The following is a 17,030-nucleotide window of genomic DNA, read 5'->3' as shown; positions in this document are numbered from 1 at the left end:
ATATTATGAGCTATTCGCCGGATCAGGACGCCAGGGCGGTGTTGTTGCCTGCATTTGACACTCTCGATTTCGCGGACGTCATGGAGCCGTTTCTCGAGCAGGGAGGATACGCGGTCCTGATCGGGGAGACGCGCGAAGAATATGTGGCGCGGACCATGTCCGAGACGAGGCTCTCAACCGAAACGGCAAGCCTCTTCCGCGGAGCGATAGAGAGGCTGCTGGCGAAGTGCCCAGACCTCATCGTCGCCGTGGACCAGGAAATGGGTGGAATCCAAAGGCTGCAGGGTCTGGTTCCGCCTCTGCCCACATTGCGTGAGGCCAGTTCGCTCACTGATCAAGCCGTGGCTGACTGCTGTTTCCGAACAGCCAGTGGCGCACGCGAGCTTGGTGTGACCATGTTCCTCGCACCGATTGCCGATGTCGCGGGCGCGCAAAATCCCTGGCTGTGCAATCGGCAGATGGGGACCGACGCCGCGACCGTAGCGAAGCTTGTCAAGGCATTCGTCACGGGCGTTCAGAAGGCCGGGGTTTCTGCCGTTACCAAGCACTTTCCAGGATTCGATCACCTGACCGGTGACCCGGCCCTCGTTGATGTTTCGTTACACACGACACTTGAACGCATACTGCAGAATGCGCTGCCGTTTAGGGCAGCCATCGAGGCAGGAACCAGAGCGATTATGACTGGGCCCGCACCAGTTGCCGCGATCGATGCGGAAAATGCCGCGAGCACGTCGCCTGCCGTCGTTGGTTGGTTACGGCAGCAATTCGGGTTCCAAGGTCTGGTCGTTAGTGATGATCTCGATGCGCCCGCCACCATGCGAGGTAGGTCGCTTTTGCAGACCGCGGTCGCATCGATCAATGCTGGGGCGGATCTACTGCTCGTTGGCGGTGGGCCGCACCTCTGCGATTTGTCTGAAGGCATCGCGGCCGCCGCACGGACCGGCGAGGTCTTGGCCGAACGTTTGTCGGACGCCGCGAGCAGGGTGAGACGGCATGCTGCGTTGACCTAACTCCCATCGGAATACAGGTGCTCTCCACAAGCGCCTAACCTCCGGTTCTACGGGTTGGATCAAGACGAAGGCCCGAGAAAGGAGCGGGATACAGCGCTCCGAAACATATGCTGTGATCGCGACGCGGCAAGAATGCACACGACGCGCAATTCGCGTCATCTTGCATCACCTGTTTTGACGTAGCGAAATCGAAAGTCCTAATCCCAACGGATACCCTGCGGTTCATTGATCGATACACCGGGGGTCGGATGGGAACGCCTAAAGGCAAGCCTAGCATCCGGTGTCGCTCTGCCGCTCCTTCATTGGCTGACGACGCCGGATCGCGAGCAGTCGACAAACACACCGGCGCTCCACCCGGTTTGGAGTGGGTGCGCTCGCCTCTCACTCACCTCATCTCGCGCGTCGGCACCCGCCTTTCTCCCGAAAGCCGGAATCCATCGCCAGTTTTCGCGCTTGTCGTGCAAGAATTCACCCCGAACTATGAAACCGCCCGCGCAGGTGCGTGGCTCGCCGAACTCACTTACTTCGACACGAAACTAGCATTGGCAAGTGCTTCCGCCCGGTCGGGATCCAGATCGTTCTCGACGACAAGCCGGTCAATTTCCGTGGCTGTTGCGATCCGATATGGTGCGCGTTCACCACAGCTCTCCGCCGTCGCAGTGACGACGCACGCCACGGGGCACGCGGCTTACGTTCCGTCACGGTGGCACCTCAGCCGCGCCCGCAAAGCGCAACGCGCATAGAAGGATTCGCATGCCAGATACTCAGTCCCCCTCCACTTGCACGATGCGCAGCGAACGAGATTCACTTGGCGAAGTCGAAGTACCGGCGGACGCCTACTATGGCGCGCAAACCGCCCGCGCGATCGGGAATTTTCAAATCTCCGGGATCCCGATCAGTCACTACCCGCTGTTCATCCGGGCTCTTGCATTGACGAAAAAGGCGGCAGCTCTCGCCAATCACCAAATCGGCGACCTTACGTCCGAGAAGAAGCGGGCGATAGCGATGGCCTGCGACGATGTGGCAAATGGCCAGTTGCTGGACCAGTTTGCGGTCGACGTCTTCCAGGGTGGTGCCGGAACCTCAACAAACATGAACGTTAACGAGGTTATTGCAAATCGGGCACTCGAGCATCTTGGCCTCCCTCGGGGGCGCTTCGACGTCATTCATCCCAACAATGATGTGAATCTCGCGCAATCGACAAATGACGTCTATCCAACGGCAATAAGATTGGCGTTGCTCTTCAGCTACCGGGAGCTATCGACCGCGATTGAACGACTGGCCTCCGCATTCGAAGCAAAGGCTGGAGAATTCGGAGACATCGTCAAACTTGGAAGAACCCAACTCCAGGACGCTGTCCCGATGACGCTCGGACAGGAGTTCATGGCCTTTGCCGTGACCCTGCGAGAGGATGTCCTCCGACTAGAGGAGGCGGCTCGACTCCTTGAAGAGATAAATCTTGGTGGTACCGCGATTGGAACAGGTATCACGGCTGATCCCGCCTACACGACGATCGCAACACAAGAGCTCTGTAGGATTACCGGGATCGAGCTACGACCGGCATCGGACCTTGTCGAGGCCTGTTGGGATACCGGCGCCTTCGTGCACTTTTCCGGAACCTTGAAAAGGACAGCGGTAAAACTGTCCAAGATCTCGAACGATCTACGGCTGCTTTCCAGCGGCCCGCGCGGCGGCTTTGGCGAGATTAATCTCCCTCCGATGCAACCAGGCTCGTCAATCATGCCCGGAAAAGTGAACCCTGTCATTCCGGAGGTTGTGAACCAGGTTGCATTCCAGGTCATCGGAGCAGACCTTGTTGTAACGTTGGCAGCTGAAGCCGGACAGTTGCAATTGAACGCGATGGAGCCGGTGATTGTTTTCAACCTGTTGCAGTCGATGAAGCTGTTGACGAATGCGAGCGAGACGCTCACCGCCAAATGCATTGTCGGCATCACCGCCAACATCGAGCGTTGCCGGCAGAACCTTGAAGCTGGCACTGCACTGGCGACTGCACTTGTATCACTTCTCGGGTATGAGCGATCCGCGCAAATCGCGAAGGAGGTTCTGGAAACCGGCCGTACTATAAGCGAGGTACTTGAGACGACGCTGGCGCTGCCGGCGAGCGTCAAGAACGACCTGCTAAATCCTCTCCATCTCACGAAGCCGTCGAGACTTCGGACACCGAACTGCTAACGTGCGAAGGGCGACCCACGCAGGTCAGGAATGGTAAGCGTGGAGCTCGCCTTCGCAGGCTTGCACTGCGCAGAGCCGGGAAGCGCACTGGTTCAAGCACGTCGCGGGACGGGCAAGCTCTTTTAACGCGCTTTGAGTATTCGAGCTGGCCCGCCTGCCTAGAACGCAGAAACTAGGGCCACCAACGAGTCGCGTTGAACTAACGCAGCGCCCTCGCGAGCTTCGCCAGCTTTTTCCAAGAACGACCAGATAGGGCCTGACGAAAGGAAGAGAAGGCCGATCAGGACCGCAGCAACGGCGAGATGAAGATTGGCGGTTTTGGCATATCGGATAAACACCACTTTTTCCTCCAGGTTCCTCTGTAGATTTGAGTGTCATTGAAACTGCTTTTGTTGTCCCCTTCTCACTCTTCATCTAAGTGACGCAAGTTGACGCACGCTAATGGTGGGCGACGGCGGCACGTGCGCGGTTTCGACCTGCAGATCGGAATCGGTGTTGCGTGGGGTCAAGATAGACCCAACGGCGGCTTGCGTTGATTTTAGTTGCGACCAAACAACACAGCTGGCCGCCTTCCCTTGAAGCGCAGAAGTCCCTCATTTCCTCGGGCGAGCCAGAGATCGGTGACAGCGATCATGTCGTCGCGAGACGTTACGACCTCTGTACACATATGTTCTAGTTTTGTGCTTTTGGGATCGCATAATGTATCGACTGGAATGTGCCGAGGGTCCGGCTATGCTGCTCTATCGATTTCCGGGATCAGCTCCAGTTCGCCATGAAGCGCTATTTCCTCTGTCTTGAGGTTGAAGCTGGTCTGCATGTTCATCCAAAATTCCGGCGTTGTGCGGAAATACTTGGCGAGGCGCAGAGCGGTATCCGTGGTTATCGGTGTTTGCTCCGCCGCTATACGTTCGATGCGGGTGCGCGGAACATTGAGCTTTTTCGCCAGTGCACCGGCGCTCATGTTCAGCGGAAGTAGGTACTCCTCGCGAAGGATTTCGCCCGGATGGACCGGCGGAAGGATATGGGTCATCTCAAGCTCCCTGTGTGCCACGATTGGCCTTCAATGGTAGTCAACGATTTCGACGTCTTCGATGCCGGCCTCTGTCCATATGAAGCATATGCGCCACTGATCATTGATCCGGATCGAATGTTGGCCTTCTCTGTCGCCCTTAAGGGCTTCAAGTCGATTTCCCGGAGGGGAACGCAGGTCGTCGAGAGCGGCTGCGCTGTTCAGGATCGTCAATTTACGAACAGCCGACCTCACGATGTCTGAAGGAAAACCTTTTGGTGCTTTGCCGCGTGCAACAGCTTCGGTCTTGGCATCCTTAAATGACCTGATCACGTCCGGCTCTTCATGTTTGTATCATATGGTGATACTGGTGAAAGTCAACCAATACGTATCACTGCGCGATACAGATTCGCAATCGCAATCCGGTTTATGCCATCCGAAGGATGCCCATCCTCGGTTCGATTTCCTCTCAAGAGTAAAGATCCGATGATTTGGGACGTCTCGAATCCCGACAACGTGACCGCACCGGAAACGGTTCTGCGTCCGATTCCGCTTAACCCGGGCAGGTCGGGCTGTGGTCAGTTGTCAGTCGAGCCCGATAACCTTCGCTGGTGCGAAGGTTTGAAAAGTCTTGACACCGGAAATCATACCGGACTTGAAAAGAGGTGTGCCGATGGCGCCTTTCATCCAGCACTCCCTCTTTTTCTTGATGTAGGTGAATGCAACACACCGGTCATTGTCGATGCAGGCCAGTCGGCACTGAAGTGGCGTTGCGTTCGCGATTGACGCGCGAACGCCCAGGTCGCCTCCAGGCAGATCAACATCCTCGAATAGCGCTTTCTTCGGATCGATTGTGCCCATGCTAAATGGCGTTGGATCTGCGTCCGCGCTTGCCAGGAATTTCCCAGAGATAGCGACCGAGTTTCCGTCCGCGCGACCTTCGTTTGCTTTCAGAAAGCAATTTGGTCCCCGAACAATCTTCGGATTGGCATTGAAGGTGAACGCCTTACAGACGCCGTTCATCTCTAGACAACTCGTCGCGCATTCGGCGACGTCGACCGTCCTCTTTGAAGCGAGGTCATCGCCAAACAGGTCAAGGCCAGCGTAGACAGCGATACGCGTCGGCTTACGGGCGAACTCTTCAATTGCCGACAGTTTCTCACTCTGACCGGGATCGATCGCCGATGGGTCAGAAGCGGCCGCTTGTTGGCTGTTTGCTTCAGGAGTGGGTACTGCGCTTGTGTTTGCCGTCGAGGATGGTGCGCCTTCGGGATTGACGGCCGGAGTTGTGGGGATCGGCTCGTTCGAGGCCGTCGTCGCGCCCTTGCGATTGAGCTTGTAGCGACTGATTTCCTCGCTCGAGAACACATGCATCTGCGACGGAGGCGTCTTGAACATTGTTGTCATGACTTCTGCCGACGTATCGAAGCGAGCGAGCATGTCGATGATATCGGAAATTGACAGCTGTGCGTTCACCAGGTCGTTCGATTCACTGGAGATCTGGTGCACGCCAAGCTCACCGTCCACCTGGCGTTCGACACCCGCCATAAAAATAAACGCGCAGGCCGAGTAGCAGCCTTTCCCTTTCGGAATAAAGGTGGAGAGGCGCCTCTCATGCACGTCGTCGGCAATCAACAGTGCCATTTGGACAGCGCCGCCGACGCTATCGAGCACCAGCAACCTGGCTTTCTGTGATGCATGCAGCGCCCGCCGGAAGTTCAGGGCGGAATAGAGGTCGATCTCGCCCGTGAGCGTGATGACGCTGGGGTCACTCTCCTCGAACGAGAAGGGACCAAATTTTTTTGTGGCGGCGAGCGCTGGATGACACACAAGCGAAAGGGCCAGGCAGAACGCCCATATGCGAATGAAGCCGAACGGAAAACTCGGCAAGATTGATACTCCCACGCTCTGTTTATATTCAGAGAACATTGATCAAATTGAAGTTGCAACTTAAAAAAGCCGCAACAGTTAACAGGCGACATAACGCGGATGTCGGTCCCGGGTTCGGATACTATTTCGTTGGCTTGCCGTCCTCCAGGAACCGTTGAATGATACAACCCTGGGGCGGGGAGTATCATGCGACGATTTCTTGTTGGCGGGTCCGTAGCTGCGGCATTGATCTATTGGCTAGGCTCGACTAGCGACGAGCGGGCGGCGGTCAGTGAAACGCCGCTTCCTTCAGCAAGAATTGTCGTACAAGAACAGAAACCTGCGGCCGCAGACGGCGTCCAAGTCTCTGCAGCTACGCCTCAGCAACCCCAGTCCGCCGCAGCTAAAGCGTCGCCACTGAGGAAATGTTCGCCACGGTTTTCGTTCGCGGCAAGCGTGTCGCCCTACGGGAGGGACCGGGCAAAGAGTTCCGTGTCCTCGATCGCTACGATGCGGGACGGCCGATCCGCTTACTGTCTGTCGATGGGGAGTGGTCGCATGTCCAAGACGATCTCACGCGGCGGGAGGGGTGGATCGCATCGCATCTCCTAAGTTCCGGCAAACCTTGGTCAGAGCTAAGAGGCGATACACCTGCATCCGTAGAGGCATCTCGTGAAAATCCGATCGAAGCTCCGCGGATTTCCGACACCATGGTTGTACAGCGCATCATCGCTGAGTCGATCTCCGGTTACAGCGGCTCCTGCCCATGCCCGGAGAGCCGCGATCGGGCTGGACGGCGCTGCGGACGTAGGAGCGCGTATTCGAAGCCGGGTGGGGCAGCCCCAATCTGTTATCCAGGCGACGTCTCAAAGGCCATGATCGATGCGTTTCGCTCGCGATTGTGACGGAATGCGGTTCTGCTGTAGACGGCTCGGGTCCAGCGGCTCAGCGTTCACCGAAGGCCACCGGAGTTCATCGCCAGTTGAACGCGGTGCTGAAGTCGGGTCTGAATTTTCGAAGGCGAGGCAAGAACTGGTCCGCGTTGCTGACCAACTCGTCATTCGACGCGAGGCAGATCACCCCACCTTATCCTCAGAAGAGGTTTCGCCGTTTTAGGAAGCTTCGAGCGATCGACCATCCGCGATGAGACTTCAAAGTCCGCGTTGATCTTCACGACGAGCAACTTGCTAAAGTTGCTTGATACCTTCACGAAAACCTCGTCCTTGGACTTGAATGGCGTGATCGTTTTGATCTCAACGTGATCGTTGCCAAGCCGACCGTCGGCACCCTGCGCGTAGTTCTTGTTCAGCTTTATGCCGTAGGTGATGGCGCCGAAGAGTTCTCCTATGTCTCCGTACACATTCAGATGACGACCTGTCTCAAGGTGGTAGCTTTCTGCCAGTGACAAGAGCTCTTGAAAATACGGGATCAAAGGCCTGATTGCATTGGGATATTTGGCGCGCCACTCCTGGTATCGGAGCTGCTCTTCCACGTCGGACCAGGAAACCCACTCGCCGTCGTCATAGAAGGCGCGATCCCAGATATCAGCATCCATTCTTCACCTCCTGGAAGTCCGACCTTCGCGACCCAGCCCTTGCGATCTTATGGTCGATCCATACAGAAAGGCCGTTCCAGAGTTCTTGGTTCAGGCCGACGTGACGAGCGATCGCAATGATCTGCTGGTAGGAGATCGGCGTGATCGCAGCTTGGCCAGCGAGGCTGGGATCCACCAGGCCCCGCTTCACCTTCCGCGCCGTCGGGAAACTGGGGTGATCGGCAAAGGCTGCGAGGGCTGCCGCTTGAAGGTTGCGGTGCTTGCCTATTGCCGCCGCCAGCACGGCGTTGCGCATCCACTGATAGGCGTCTCCCTTAAATGGACAGGGCGTGTGATCAACGCCCGGATCGAGCGCGAAGGCCTCTGGGATGTATTCCCAGTACCGAATGCCCTTGCCTGTAAGAGCGCAATGCGCGCGCACGCCGTTGCCTGGGTTGATTTGGTCAGCGTAGCTTCCGTTGCATTGTCGTTTGCCCGAGCGCGACACGGCCGTTTGGCTACATTGCCCTCCGGGTTCGGTGAACTTGCACTCGATGACGAGCGCGGCCAGCGAGCCGACGGCAAGGACGTCGACTTGCGTGGGCCTCGGTTCTCTCAGCAGCCGATCGCTGTCCATCCACTCGAGTGTTATCGCCCATGGACCGCCTGATGCCACTCCCACACGCTCGGCGATGGCGTTGAGGACGCGGTCGCGATCGGCGCTCATCTTGAGTGTGCCGAACACGTCGATTGCGATGGCTTGCGACGAATGCGCCTTGTGTGCCTGAATTCGATTGGCTCGGTCACGGTGCCAAGGGAATGTCCTCCAGTCCTTGATCGCTCCGTGGCTTCCCGGATACAGATTTTCGCGAACTGCCTCGAAATCGGAGATCATGTCGGGCTGCCTCAATTCCATCAAGCCAATGCGATGTGTTCCTCCAATGGAAGTGGCTCGACCGTGCAGGCATTCGTGATGAGCGCGCGTTAGGTGACACTCGGCTTGTCCACCAACTTTTCGACCAAGCGCCTGAGTTCCGACGGGGTCGTTTGGCCAGCCACGACCTCGTAGTACCCGATCCCGGCGCGTCGCAGCGCCTCCTTCTTTACCGCGTCACGCGCGGCCGCGGCGCCTTGATGGTGCGCTCCGCCCTGGTATTCGATGACATGCCGAGGTTGGCAGTTGCTGTCTACGAGCAGCAAGTCGACACGTTTGGAGTTGATGCAACGGTAGGCGTCCGCATCGGTGCTTCGGAGGATCTCACCGAGCGAAACCTGCGCCATTACCTGCCAGGAAGGATTGCAGCCGATCACGATGCTGTCCAGTTCCCGAAACACCCGGGCCTCGCTCTTATTCAGCAACGGCTGAATATTGAAATCCGAGCGCATCACGATACGCAGTTGATCGGTGGCGTCGACCGGCTTCGATGGCTCCGTAACTGGCATCTGTTGCCAAGGTCCCACTACAATGCGCTCGTGGCTGCGCCTTTCCTCCCAGCGTGATCTGTTTTTCTCCCGCCACGCCTGCTTTCTCATCGTGGCTAGGAACTGCTCAATGGCCATGCCGATCAGGAGGCCGATAAACAGCACGGCGATCAGCAGTTCAGGCTTTTCGAAGTCTGCAACGGTTATACTGCCCGAAGCGACTACTGCGGCCGCTCCGATGATTAGCCAAGGCGCTGCGAACAGCACCGACCTTTGGCGATATTGCATGCCCCTCTCCAGATTTCCCGCCAAGATAGTAGAACGCTCGGAGGACGCGCGAAAAGTCGCCCAAAAGGATTAGGTTCCGCGGGACGCAGAGCCAGCAGCTATCGCATGCGAAAGCCTGGGCGGAAGGTTCGCTTCCCTTGGGGCGAGAAGCAGGATTGCACTGTTCATTTTGTGACCAAACCAGCGAAGCTTTTCAAAGCCGCAGTTCGCGAAAGGCAGGTCTCCATCGAAATGGGGATCAAAAACCTGTTGCATAGTTGCCGCTTTCCTATATCTTATAACTTATAAGTTAGAAACAGCGGGAGCAATTCCTTGTCAGTGCGACAGACACCAGGCGGCCACCTTTTGGTGGCGCGCAGCCATGAACTATTGTCCGACGAACAGCTTGCCTTCCTTCATGAGCGTGCGCGCTTCATCAGGCTCGAGACGCTTCGGTTGATCTCGATCGCCAAAGTGGGCCACTACACCTCGGTCTTCTCCTGTGCGGAGATCTTTGCGGCGCTCTATTACGATGTGATGCGGCTTCGAAAGGGCGAGCCGGCCTGGACCGACCGGGACCGCTTCCTGATGGGCAAGGGCCATGCGGCCGTTGGGCTTTTCCCCATTCTCGCCGATCTCGGCTTCTTCGATCCCGCATGGCTTGAAAGCTACACGCGGCTCGGCAGCCCCCTCGGCGATCACCCTGATATGACGAAGGTCCCCGGCGTCGATTTCAGCTCCGGGTCTATCGGTCATGCCCTGTCGAACGGCGTCGGCATGCTGCTTGGCGCGCGCTTCCAGCAGCGTGATTTCAATGCCTTCGTCCTCCTCGGCGACGGGGAAATGCAGGAGGGCCAGGTCTGGGAAGCCGCCTTGTCCGCCGCCTCGCACAATCTCTCCAACCTGATCGCCATCGTCGATCGCAACGGCTACCAGCTCGACGGCAAGGTCGACGACGTCATGGCGATAGAACCGCTTGATGAGAAATGGCGCGCCTTCGGCTGGGAGGTTCACACCGTCGACGGCCATGACCTTGAGGCGCTGACGACGCTGCTGCGCGCCGTGAAGGCCGACCGTGCTCGCACAAAGCCGTGCTGCATCATCGCCCGCACCGTGAAGGGCAAGGGCATCGACTACATGGAAACCGAACCCGGCTGGCATCTCGGCTATCTCGGTGCGGAAGATGAGGCCAAGGCCCGCGAAACGATCATGAACACGGTAATTTCCCAATGACCCAACTGCTTTCCAAGGACTCGTGGCAGTACCGCGAGATCAACCGCCGCGCGCCCTCGCTCCCCACGCTGTCGAATGCGCTCATCGCCCTTGCCGACGCCGGCCATCCCGTCATGGCGGGCACGGCCGACCTGCAATATTCGAACGGTCTTTCCGGTTTCGCCCAGCGCTATCCCGAGCGTTTCGTGCAGTTCGGCATTTCCGAGCAGAACATGGTCTCGGCTGCCGCTGGTATGGCGACGACAGGCGTCATTCCGTATGTGGCGACCTTCGCCTCGTTCCTCGCGCTTTTGTGCTGCGAGCAAATCCGCATGGATGTCGCCTATTGCAAGCAACCGGTTCGCCTGATCGGGCATCACACCGGCATTTCGCTAGGCTTCTACGGGACGTCCCATCATGCGACCGAAGACATTGCCATCATGCGCAGCATTGCCAACCTCGCCGTCGTGTCGACGGCGGATGGGCCGGCGCTCGATGCAGCCCTCAGGGCGACCGTCGACTATCCGCTCCCCATCTATTTCCGCATCCACCGCGGGCACGATCCGGTCGTCTACGAGAACGGCGTCGCATTCGAACTCGGCAGGGCGATCGTACACGGCATCGGCAAAGACATCACGATCATAGCAGCGGGCTATCCCGTGCATGGCGCCAAGCGCGCGATGGAGGAGCTGAATGCCGCAGGCCATTCCGTCGGGCTAATCGACATGCATTCGATCAAGCCGCTCGACGAGGATGCGATCCTCGAGGCCTCCGCCCGTTCGAAAGTCATCCTGACGGTCGAGGAGCACAACATCCTCGGCGGGCTCGGCGGGGCCGTCGCCGAAGTGTTGGCCGAAAAGGGCAGGGGCGCCCGCCTCGTCCGGCACGGCATCCGCGACGAATACAGCCTGATCGCACCCCCCACCCATCTCTACAGGCACTACCGCCTGGACGGCGACGGCATCCGGGCCGTGGCGCTCGAGAGCATTGCGTAAGGAGAATGCCGATGTCGACGAACAACGAAACGATCGCCGCGCGCGCGGAAGCCGTCATACCCGGCGGCCTGTTGAGTCCTAGCCGGCGCCTCGGCGCGCCGATCGCCTTCGCCAGGGCCGAGGGAGCCTATCTCTACGATGCCGATGGCAACCGCTACACCGACTATCACTGCGCCTTCGGTGCCAATGTGCTCGGCCATCGACCGCCCGCCGTCGCTGCCGCGATTGCCGAGACGGCCGAAAACCTCGACCTGATCGGTGCCGGCGTGCTGGAGCTGGAGGTCGAGGTGGCCGAACTCCTCGTGCACGTGATCCCCTGCGCCGATCAGGTGGCATTTTGCAGCAGCGGCTCGGAGGCAACCTACCATGCCCTGCGTCTCGCCCGCGCCTATACGGGGCGGAAGCAGATCATCAAGTTCCAGGGCGGCTACCATGGCTGGCACGATTATGTCGCCATGAACGGCCAGTCGAGCCGCCAGATGATCGGCTCCTACGACCCAATGTCCGACGGCATGCTGTTTGATGCCGCCCGCCACACCGCCATCCTGCCCTATAACGATGCCGGTGCCGTCGAGGACTACATCCGTAAAAACCCCGGCGAGGTCGCGGCGATCATCGTCGAGCCTATCGCGCACAATATGGGCGCGGTCATCGCCGAGAGGCAGTTCCTTTCCGACCTGCGCCGGATCACCGCCGAGCACGGTGTTGTCCTCATCTTCGACGAGGTGATCACCGGTTTCCGGCACGCGCTTGGCGGCTACCAGTCGATCGTCGGCGTCACGCCCGACCTTTCGACCTTCGGCAAGGCCGCAACGAGCGGCTATCCGATCGGCATCGTTGCCGGCCGGCGCGACATCATGGAGCGGGTGGGCCGCACGGGCGAGGGCGCCGTCTTCATGGGTGGCACGTTCAACGGCACGCCGTCCTCGATGGCGGCCGTAAAGGCGACGATTGAGGAGCTAGCGAGACCGGGCGTCTACGAGCGGCTGTTCGAGCTTGGCGCCTATCTCCGCGGCGAGATAGACGGCATCATAGCGCGGCACGGCCTGAAGGCGCAGGCCGCCGGTTTCGGCTCGGTCTGGCTCGTCTACTTCTTTGACGGCGAGTTCCGCCAATACACGGACCTCCTGCGCAACGACAACAATCTCGACATGCGCTTCCGGCGGGCGCTGATCGCCGGCCGGCAGGTCTTCCAGCCGCTTCAGCTCAAACGACTTTACCTCTCGCTGAGTCACGATCGCGCCGTCATAGACGACACGCTCGAACTCATCGACACGACCATGGCCGGCCTCGCGCGTTCCGCCGCGGCCTGATCATTCAAACCTGCTCTCAAAGATAAAAGGGGAACCCATGAGAACTCGGTTTTTTGCGATGATGACGAGTGCCACACTCGTCGTCGCGTCTCCAGCGCTGTCACGCGACCTGACCGTCGTCGGCTTCGGCGGCGCGACACAGGAAGCGATGCGCGAAACGCTCTTCAAGCCTTTTCAGGAGAAAGCCGGCGCGCCGCTACTGGAGGAATCCTATACGGGCGGCATCGCCAAGGTGAAGGCCATGGTCGAGACGGGCACGACCACCTGGGATGTCGTTCAGATGGACGAGAACGAGATGATCCTCGCCTGCGACCAGGGTCTGCTGGAGCCATTCGATTGGGCCAGTCTGCCGAACAGCGCCGAGATTATCGAGCCGGCCAAGTCCGATTGCGGCGTCGGCGCCTTCGTCTGGTCGAAGATCCTCGCCTATGACGGCGACAAGACGAGCGGCGTCACGTCCTGGGCGGATTTCTGGAACCTTGAGAAATGGCCGGGAAAGCGCGGGTTGCGCAAGCAGGCGCGTATGACGCTTGAAGTCGCCCTGCTCGCCGACGGCGCAAAGCCCGAGGAGCTTTACGCCATCCTGGCGACGAAGGAAGGACAGGACCGCGCCTTTGCCAAGCTCGACGAGATCAAGTCGAGCATCCAGTGGTGGGAGAGCGGTGCTCAGCCGATGGAATGGCTGGCCTCCGGCGAGGTGACGATGACCTCCGCCTATAACGGGCGCGTCATCGCCGCAAACCAGCAGGGACGGCATTTCAAGATGTCCTGGACCAACCAGCTCTATGCAATGGACTTCTGGGCCATTCCGAAGGGCGGCAACAGGGACCAGGCGTTCGGCATCGTCAACTTCATGACCAGCCCCGACCCGCAGAAGGCCTTTGCCGAGAAGATGGTCTACGGCGTGACCAATGCCAAGGCGATGGACAGCATCTCCGCCGACATCAAGCCGCAGCTTCCGACGGCCGAGGAGAACATGGCGGGTGCGCTTGCCGTCAGCACGCCGTTCTGGGTGGATCACGAAGAGGAACTTCAGCAGCGCTTCAACCGATGGGTCGCACAATAAGGGAGGATGTCATGAGCTATCGTGGGTTTTTCGGCGGGCTGGGCTTGCTCGTCGCCCTGGCGGGGGCTCCCGCCGCTTTCGCCGATGCCGGCAAGTTGACTGTCGTCGGTGCCGGCGGCGTACTGCAGGATGCCGAGCGCAAGGCCTTCTTCGAGCCCTTCGCGACGTCGTCCGGCGTAGTGCTTACGGAAGATTCCTATTCCGGGCAGATGGCCAAGGTGCGTGCCATGGTCGACAGCGGCAGCGTCTCCTGGGACGTCATGCAGGTGGAGCAGAACACGCTTCTATCCGGTTGCGCCGAGGGCCTTTTCGAGGAACTTGACTGGAGCAGGATCGGCAAGCGGGAGGACTTCATTCCCGAAGCCTATAGCGATTGCGGCGTCGGCGCCTTCGTCTGGTCCATGGTACCGAGCTACGACAAGGTGAAACTGGCGGATGGGCCGAAGAACTGGGCAGACCTGTGGAATGTCGAGAAATGGCCCGGCAAGCGAGGGTTCCGCCAAACGGCGAAGATGACGCTCGAAATCGCACTGCTTGCGGACGGTGTTGCCAAGGACAAGGTCTATGAGGTGCTTGCCACGGATGAGGGCCAGGACCGCGCTTTCGCCAAGCTCGACGAGATCAAGCCGTCGATCCTCTGGTGGGCGACGGGTGCGGAATCCGTCGAGCGCCTTGCCGCTGGTGACGTCGTCGCCACGGCGACCTTCAACGGCCGCGTCGCGGCGGCCAATGCCTCCGGCAAGGACTTCGCACTCATTTGGGACGGTCAGGTCTTCGGCATCGACTACTGGGGCATCGTGAAGGGCTCGCCCAATCGGGAGAATGCGCAGAAGTTCATCGCCTTCGCCTCGACCGAGAGTGCCCAGGCAGCATTCCCGCAGCATATCGCCTATGGCGTCACTAATCTTGCGGCCATTCGCGGCGTCAAGCCGGAAATCGCGAAGGATCTTCCGACGACCGAGGCGAACATGGCCTCGGCGGTAGCGCTCAACACCGAGTTCTGGGCCGACCACGGCGAGGCGCTCGAGGCGAGATTTGCGACATGGCGCGCGCAATGACGTCGGTTGTTTTCCCGGGGCCGCGCATTGGCGCGACCGACGGCCAGCAAGGGCGGGTGTCCGCCCTTGCCACCGGCTTTCGCGCCGACAGACGGCGGCAGACGATCGGCAGCCTTGTTCTGATCGGTCCTCTCGTCGCCTTCATCGTCTTCGCCTTCGTGCTACCGCTCGGCACGATGCTGTTCCATGCCATCAACAATCCCGAGGTCCGCAATGCCTTTCCAATGACGCTCGCCTCGCTGGAGGATTGGGACGGGATGGGAACGCCGCCCGATGCGGCCTTCGACGCTCTGGCTGCTGACATCCGCGCGAGTGCCGATCCCAAGACCATGGCGGAGGCGGGTCGCCGACTGAACTACGAGATCACCGGGTTCCGGAGCCTTCTCGCAAAAACGGTCCGAACGGTCCGCAAAGCGCCGGAGCAACCCGCCAGGACACAGTTGCTCGCCATCGACGGGAACTGGTTCAACCCTGCCTATTGGCGGGTCATCCAGCGCAACGGCGCACCGCTGACGGCCTTCTACCTGCTCTCGGCCGTCGACCTGCGCCCCGGGGAGAACGGCGGCGTGCAGATGGCGCCGCCGGAGGAGCGGCTGTTCCTCTCAACGCTGATGCGGACTTTGACGATCAGTGCGTTGGTCACGCTGATCTGCCTCTTCGTCGCCTATCCGATTGCCAACGCAATCGTCGCCATCGGTGCGCGTTTCTCGGCGATCATGCTGGCCTGCGTGCTCTTGCCGTTCTGGACGTCGCTCCTGGTGCGGACGAGTGCCTGGATCGTCATCCTGCAGAAGGAAGGTGTGGTGAACCGCCTGCTTCAGGCGCTGAACATCACGAACGCGCCGCTCGAGCTCGTATTCAACCGGACCGGCCTCTACATCGCGATGGTGCATATCCTACTGCCATTCATGGTGCTGCCGCTGGTCAGCGTCATGAAAGGCATCTCGCCGTCTTATGTCAAAGCCTCCGCTTCGCTCGGTGCCGGACCCGTCACGACGTTTCTTCGGGTCTATTTGCCGCTCACGCTGCCGGGTGTCGGCGCGGGATGCCTTCTCACCTTCATCATCTCCGCCGGCTACTACGTCACGCCCACTCTCGTCGGCGGTGCATCGGACCAGATGCTGAGCTACTTCGTGGCCTTCTATGCCAACACGACGATCAACTGGGGCATGTCCGCCGCGCTCGGCGTCCTGCTTCTGACCTGTATCCTCGCGCTCTACGGGATTGTCGGGCGGATCGTCGGCATCGGCCGCATCGTTGGAATGGAGTGAGAGATGCCTGTTGCCTTGAGACGCGTACAGATAGCCTTCTGCTGCCTCGCGATGATCTTCCTCATCGGGCCGACGATCGTGGTCATCCCGATCTCCTTCAGCTCGGCAAACTTCCTATCCTATCCGCTGCCGGGCTTTTCCCTGCAATGGTATGAGAAGATCCTGCAGCCGCTGCCCTGGATGTCGGCACTCCTCAACAGCCTGATCATTGGCGCCGGCGCGACTCTGGTGTCCACGGTGCTGGGCACGCTGGCAGCACTCGGCATGTCGCGTGGCCGACTTCCGGCGCGGTCCATGATCCTGGCGGTGGTGATCTCGCCGATGATCGTGCCCGTCGTCATCAGCGGCGTCGGAATGTATTTCTTCTTCGCGAAGCTGGGCCTTGTCGCGTCCTTCCTAGGCCTCGTTCTCGCCCACGCGGTTCTGGCGGTGCCCTTCGTGCTGATCACGGTTACCGCCACGCTGAAGAACTTCGACGTGAACCTCGTTCGGGCCGCAGCAAGCCTCGGCGCGAGTCCCTTCCATGCCTTCCGTACGGTGACGCTGCCACTCATCGCGCCGGGCGTTATCTCGGGTGCGCTCTTCGCTTTCGTCTTTTCGTTCGACGAGGTCGTCGTCGCGCTCTTTATCAGCGGGCCGGGCCAGCGCACTCTACCGCGCCAGATGTTCGATGGTCTTCGGGACAATATAGATCCGTCGATCCTGGCGATGTCGACATTGCTCGTGATCATCTCCATGGTCCTGATGGGGGGCGGGGCCATGGCCCAGAAGCGTGCCGCCACAAACCGTTCGACTGCCAATGTATAGAGGT

General features: G+C 59.7%; 16 protein-coding genes. 10 read left to right on the top strand and 6 right to left on the bottom strand.

Features of this window, described 5'->3' with window-relative positions; translation table 11 throughout:
• Positions 1-5: 5 nt before the first annotated feature.
• Positions 6-1,010, top strand: coding sequence for a glycoside hydrolase family 3 N-terminal domain-containing protein (locus ACTJKM_RS17505; RefSeq protein WP_058328997.1), 1,005 nt, complete (start codon positions 6-8; stop codon positions 1,008-1,010).
• Positions 1,011-1,763: 753 nt separating this feature from the next.
• Complete coding sequence (locus tag ACTJKM_RS17500) at positions 1,764-3,203, top strand: aspartate ammonia-lyase (RefSeq protein WP_058328996.1); 1,440 nt, start codon at positions 1,764-1,766, stop codon at positions 3,201-3,203.
• 730 nt (positions 3,204-3,933) lie between these two features.
• Here the strand turns inward: ACTJKM_RS17500 and ACTJKM_RS17495 are convergent.
• The 3 genes from ACTJKM_RS17495 to ACTJKM_RS17485 form a co-directional block, all read right to left on the bottom strand.
• Positions 3,934-4,233 carry a HigA family addiction module antitoxin gene (locus tag ACTJKM_RS17495; protein WP_058328813.1) on the bottom strand — a complete coding sequence of 100 codons (300 nt, stop codon included), beginning with the start codon at positions 4,231-4,233 and terminating at the stop codon, positions 3,934-3,936.
• A gap of 30 nt (positions 4,234-4,263) precedes the next feature.
• The gene (locus tag ACTJKM_RS17490; RefSeq protein WP_058328814.1) at positions 4,264-4,545 is read right to left on the bottom strand and encodes a type II toxin-antitoxin system RelE/ParE family toxin; all 282 of its coding nucleotides are present in this window, start codon (positions 4,543-4,545) and stop codon (positions 4,264-4,266) included.
• Positions 4,546-4,797: 252 nt separating this feature from the next.
• Entirely contained in the window at positions 4,798-6,102 is a 1,305-nt protein-coding gene (locus tag ACTJKM_RS17485) for a PAN domain-containing protein (RefSeq protein ID WP_245296214.1), read from the bottom strand.
• 404 nt (positions 6,103-6,506) lie between these two features.
• Between ACTJKM_RS17485 and ACTJKM_RS17480 the strand changes: the two genes are divergently transcribed.
• Positions 6,507-6,986: an SH3 domain-containing protein gene (locus tag ACTJKM_RS17480; protein WP_082663667.1), complete on the top strand. Its 480-nt coding sequence runs from the start codon at positions 6,507-6,509 to the stop codon at positions 6,984-6,986.
• A 152-nt stretch (positions 6,987-7,138) separates the two neighbouring features.
• Here the strand turns inward: ACTJKM_RS17480 and ACTJKM_RS17475 are convergent, their stop codons facing one another.
• The 3 genes from ACTJKM_RS17475 to ACTJKM_RS17465 form a co-directional block, all read right to left on the bottom strand.
• Complete coding sequence (locus ACTJKM_RS17475; protein WP_058328815.1) at positions 7,139-7,636, bottom strand: hypothetical protein; 498 nt, start codon at positions 7,634-7,636, stop codon at positions 7,139-7,141.
• On the bottom strand, positions 7,626-8,510 hold the full coding sequence (locus ACTJKM_RS17470) for a PGN_0703 family putative restriction endonuclease (RefSeq protein ID WP_058328840.1): 885 nt from the start codon (positions 8,508-8,510) through the stop codon (positions 7,626-7,628). The genes ACTJKM_RS17475 and ACTJKM_RS17470 overlap by 11 nt, the downstream gene beginning before the upstream one ends.
• Positions 8,511-8,599: 89 nt before the next feature.
• A complete protein-coding gene (locus ACTJKM_RS17465; protein ID WP_058328816.1) occupies positions 8,600-9,325 on the bottom strand; it encodes a DUF2726 domain-containing protein in 726 nt (241 codons plus the stop codon).
• 318 nt (positions 9,326-9,643) lie between these two features.
• Here ACTJKM_RS17465 and ACTJKM_RS17460 point away from each other — a divergent pair, with 318 nt between their 5' ends.
• From ACTJKM_RS17460 to ACTJKM_RS17430, 7 genes are read left to right on the top strand one after another with little or no spacing between them, the layout of a single operon-like run.
• Positions 9,644-10,537, top strand: a complete 894-nt coding sequence (locus ACTJKM_RS17460) for a transketolase (RefSeq protein ID WP_375293111.1) — start codon at positions 9,644-9,646, stop codon at positions 10,535-10,537.
• Positions 10,534-11,511 carry a transketolase family protein gene (locus ACTJKM_RS17455; protein WP_058328818.1) on the top strand — a complete coding sequence of 326 codons (978 nt, stop codon included), beginning with the start codon at positions 10,534-10,536 and terminating at the stop codon, positions 11,509-11,511. The genes ACTJKM_RS17460 and ACTJKM_RS17455 overlap by 4 nt, the downstream gene beginning before the upstream one ends.
• An 11-nt stretch (positions 11,512-11,522) precedes the next feature.
• Positions 11,523-12,824, top strand: a complete 1,302-nt coding sequence (locus ACTJKM_RS17450; RefSeq protein ID WP_058328819.1) for an aspartate aminotransferase family protein — start codon at positions 11,523-11,525, stop codon at positions 12,822-12,824.
• A gap of 37 nt (positions 12,825-12,861) precedes the next feature.
• Positions 12,862-13,890, top strand: coding sequence for an ABC transporter substrate-binding protein (locus tag ACTJKM_RS17445; protein WP_058328820.1), 1,029 nt, complete (start codon positions 12,862-12,864; stop codon positions 13,888-13,890).
• 11 nt (positions 13,891-13,901) lie between these two features.
• Positions 13,902-14,948, top strand: coding sequence for an ABC transporter substrate-binding protein (locus tag ACTJKM_RS17440; RefSeq protein ID WP_440660674.1), 1,047 nt, complete (start codon positions 13,902-13,904; stop codon positions 14,946-14,948).
• Positions 14,945-16,219: an ABC transporter permease gene (locus tag ACTJKM_RS17435; RefSeq protein WP_156436987.1), complete on the top strand. Its 1,275-nt coding sequence runs from the start codon at positions 14,945-14,947 to the stop codon at positions 16,217-16,219. The genes ACTJKM_RS17440 and ACTJKM_RS17435 overlap by 4 nt, the downstream gene beginning before the upstream one ends.
• A gap of 3 nt (positions 16,220-16,222) precedes the next feature.
• Positions 16,223-17,026 carry an ABC transporter permease gene (locus tag ACTJKM_RS17430; protein ID WP_058328823.1) on the top strand — a complete coding sequence of 268 codons (804 nt, stop codon included), beginning with the start codon at positions 16,223-16,225 and terminating at the stop codon, positions 17,024-17,026.
• Positions 17,027-17,030 lie beyond the last annotated feature (4 nt).

The sequence above is a fragment of the Ensifer sp. 22460 genome (assembly GCF_052044935.1).
Taxonomy (GTDB): Bacteria; Pseudomonadota; Alphaproteobacteria; order Rhizobiales; family Rhizobiaceae; genus Ensifer.
Note: the sequence above shows the minus strand (reverse complement) of the source record. Positions and strands in the feature narration are given on the sequence as shown.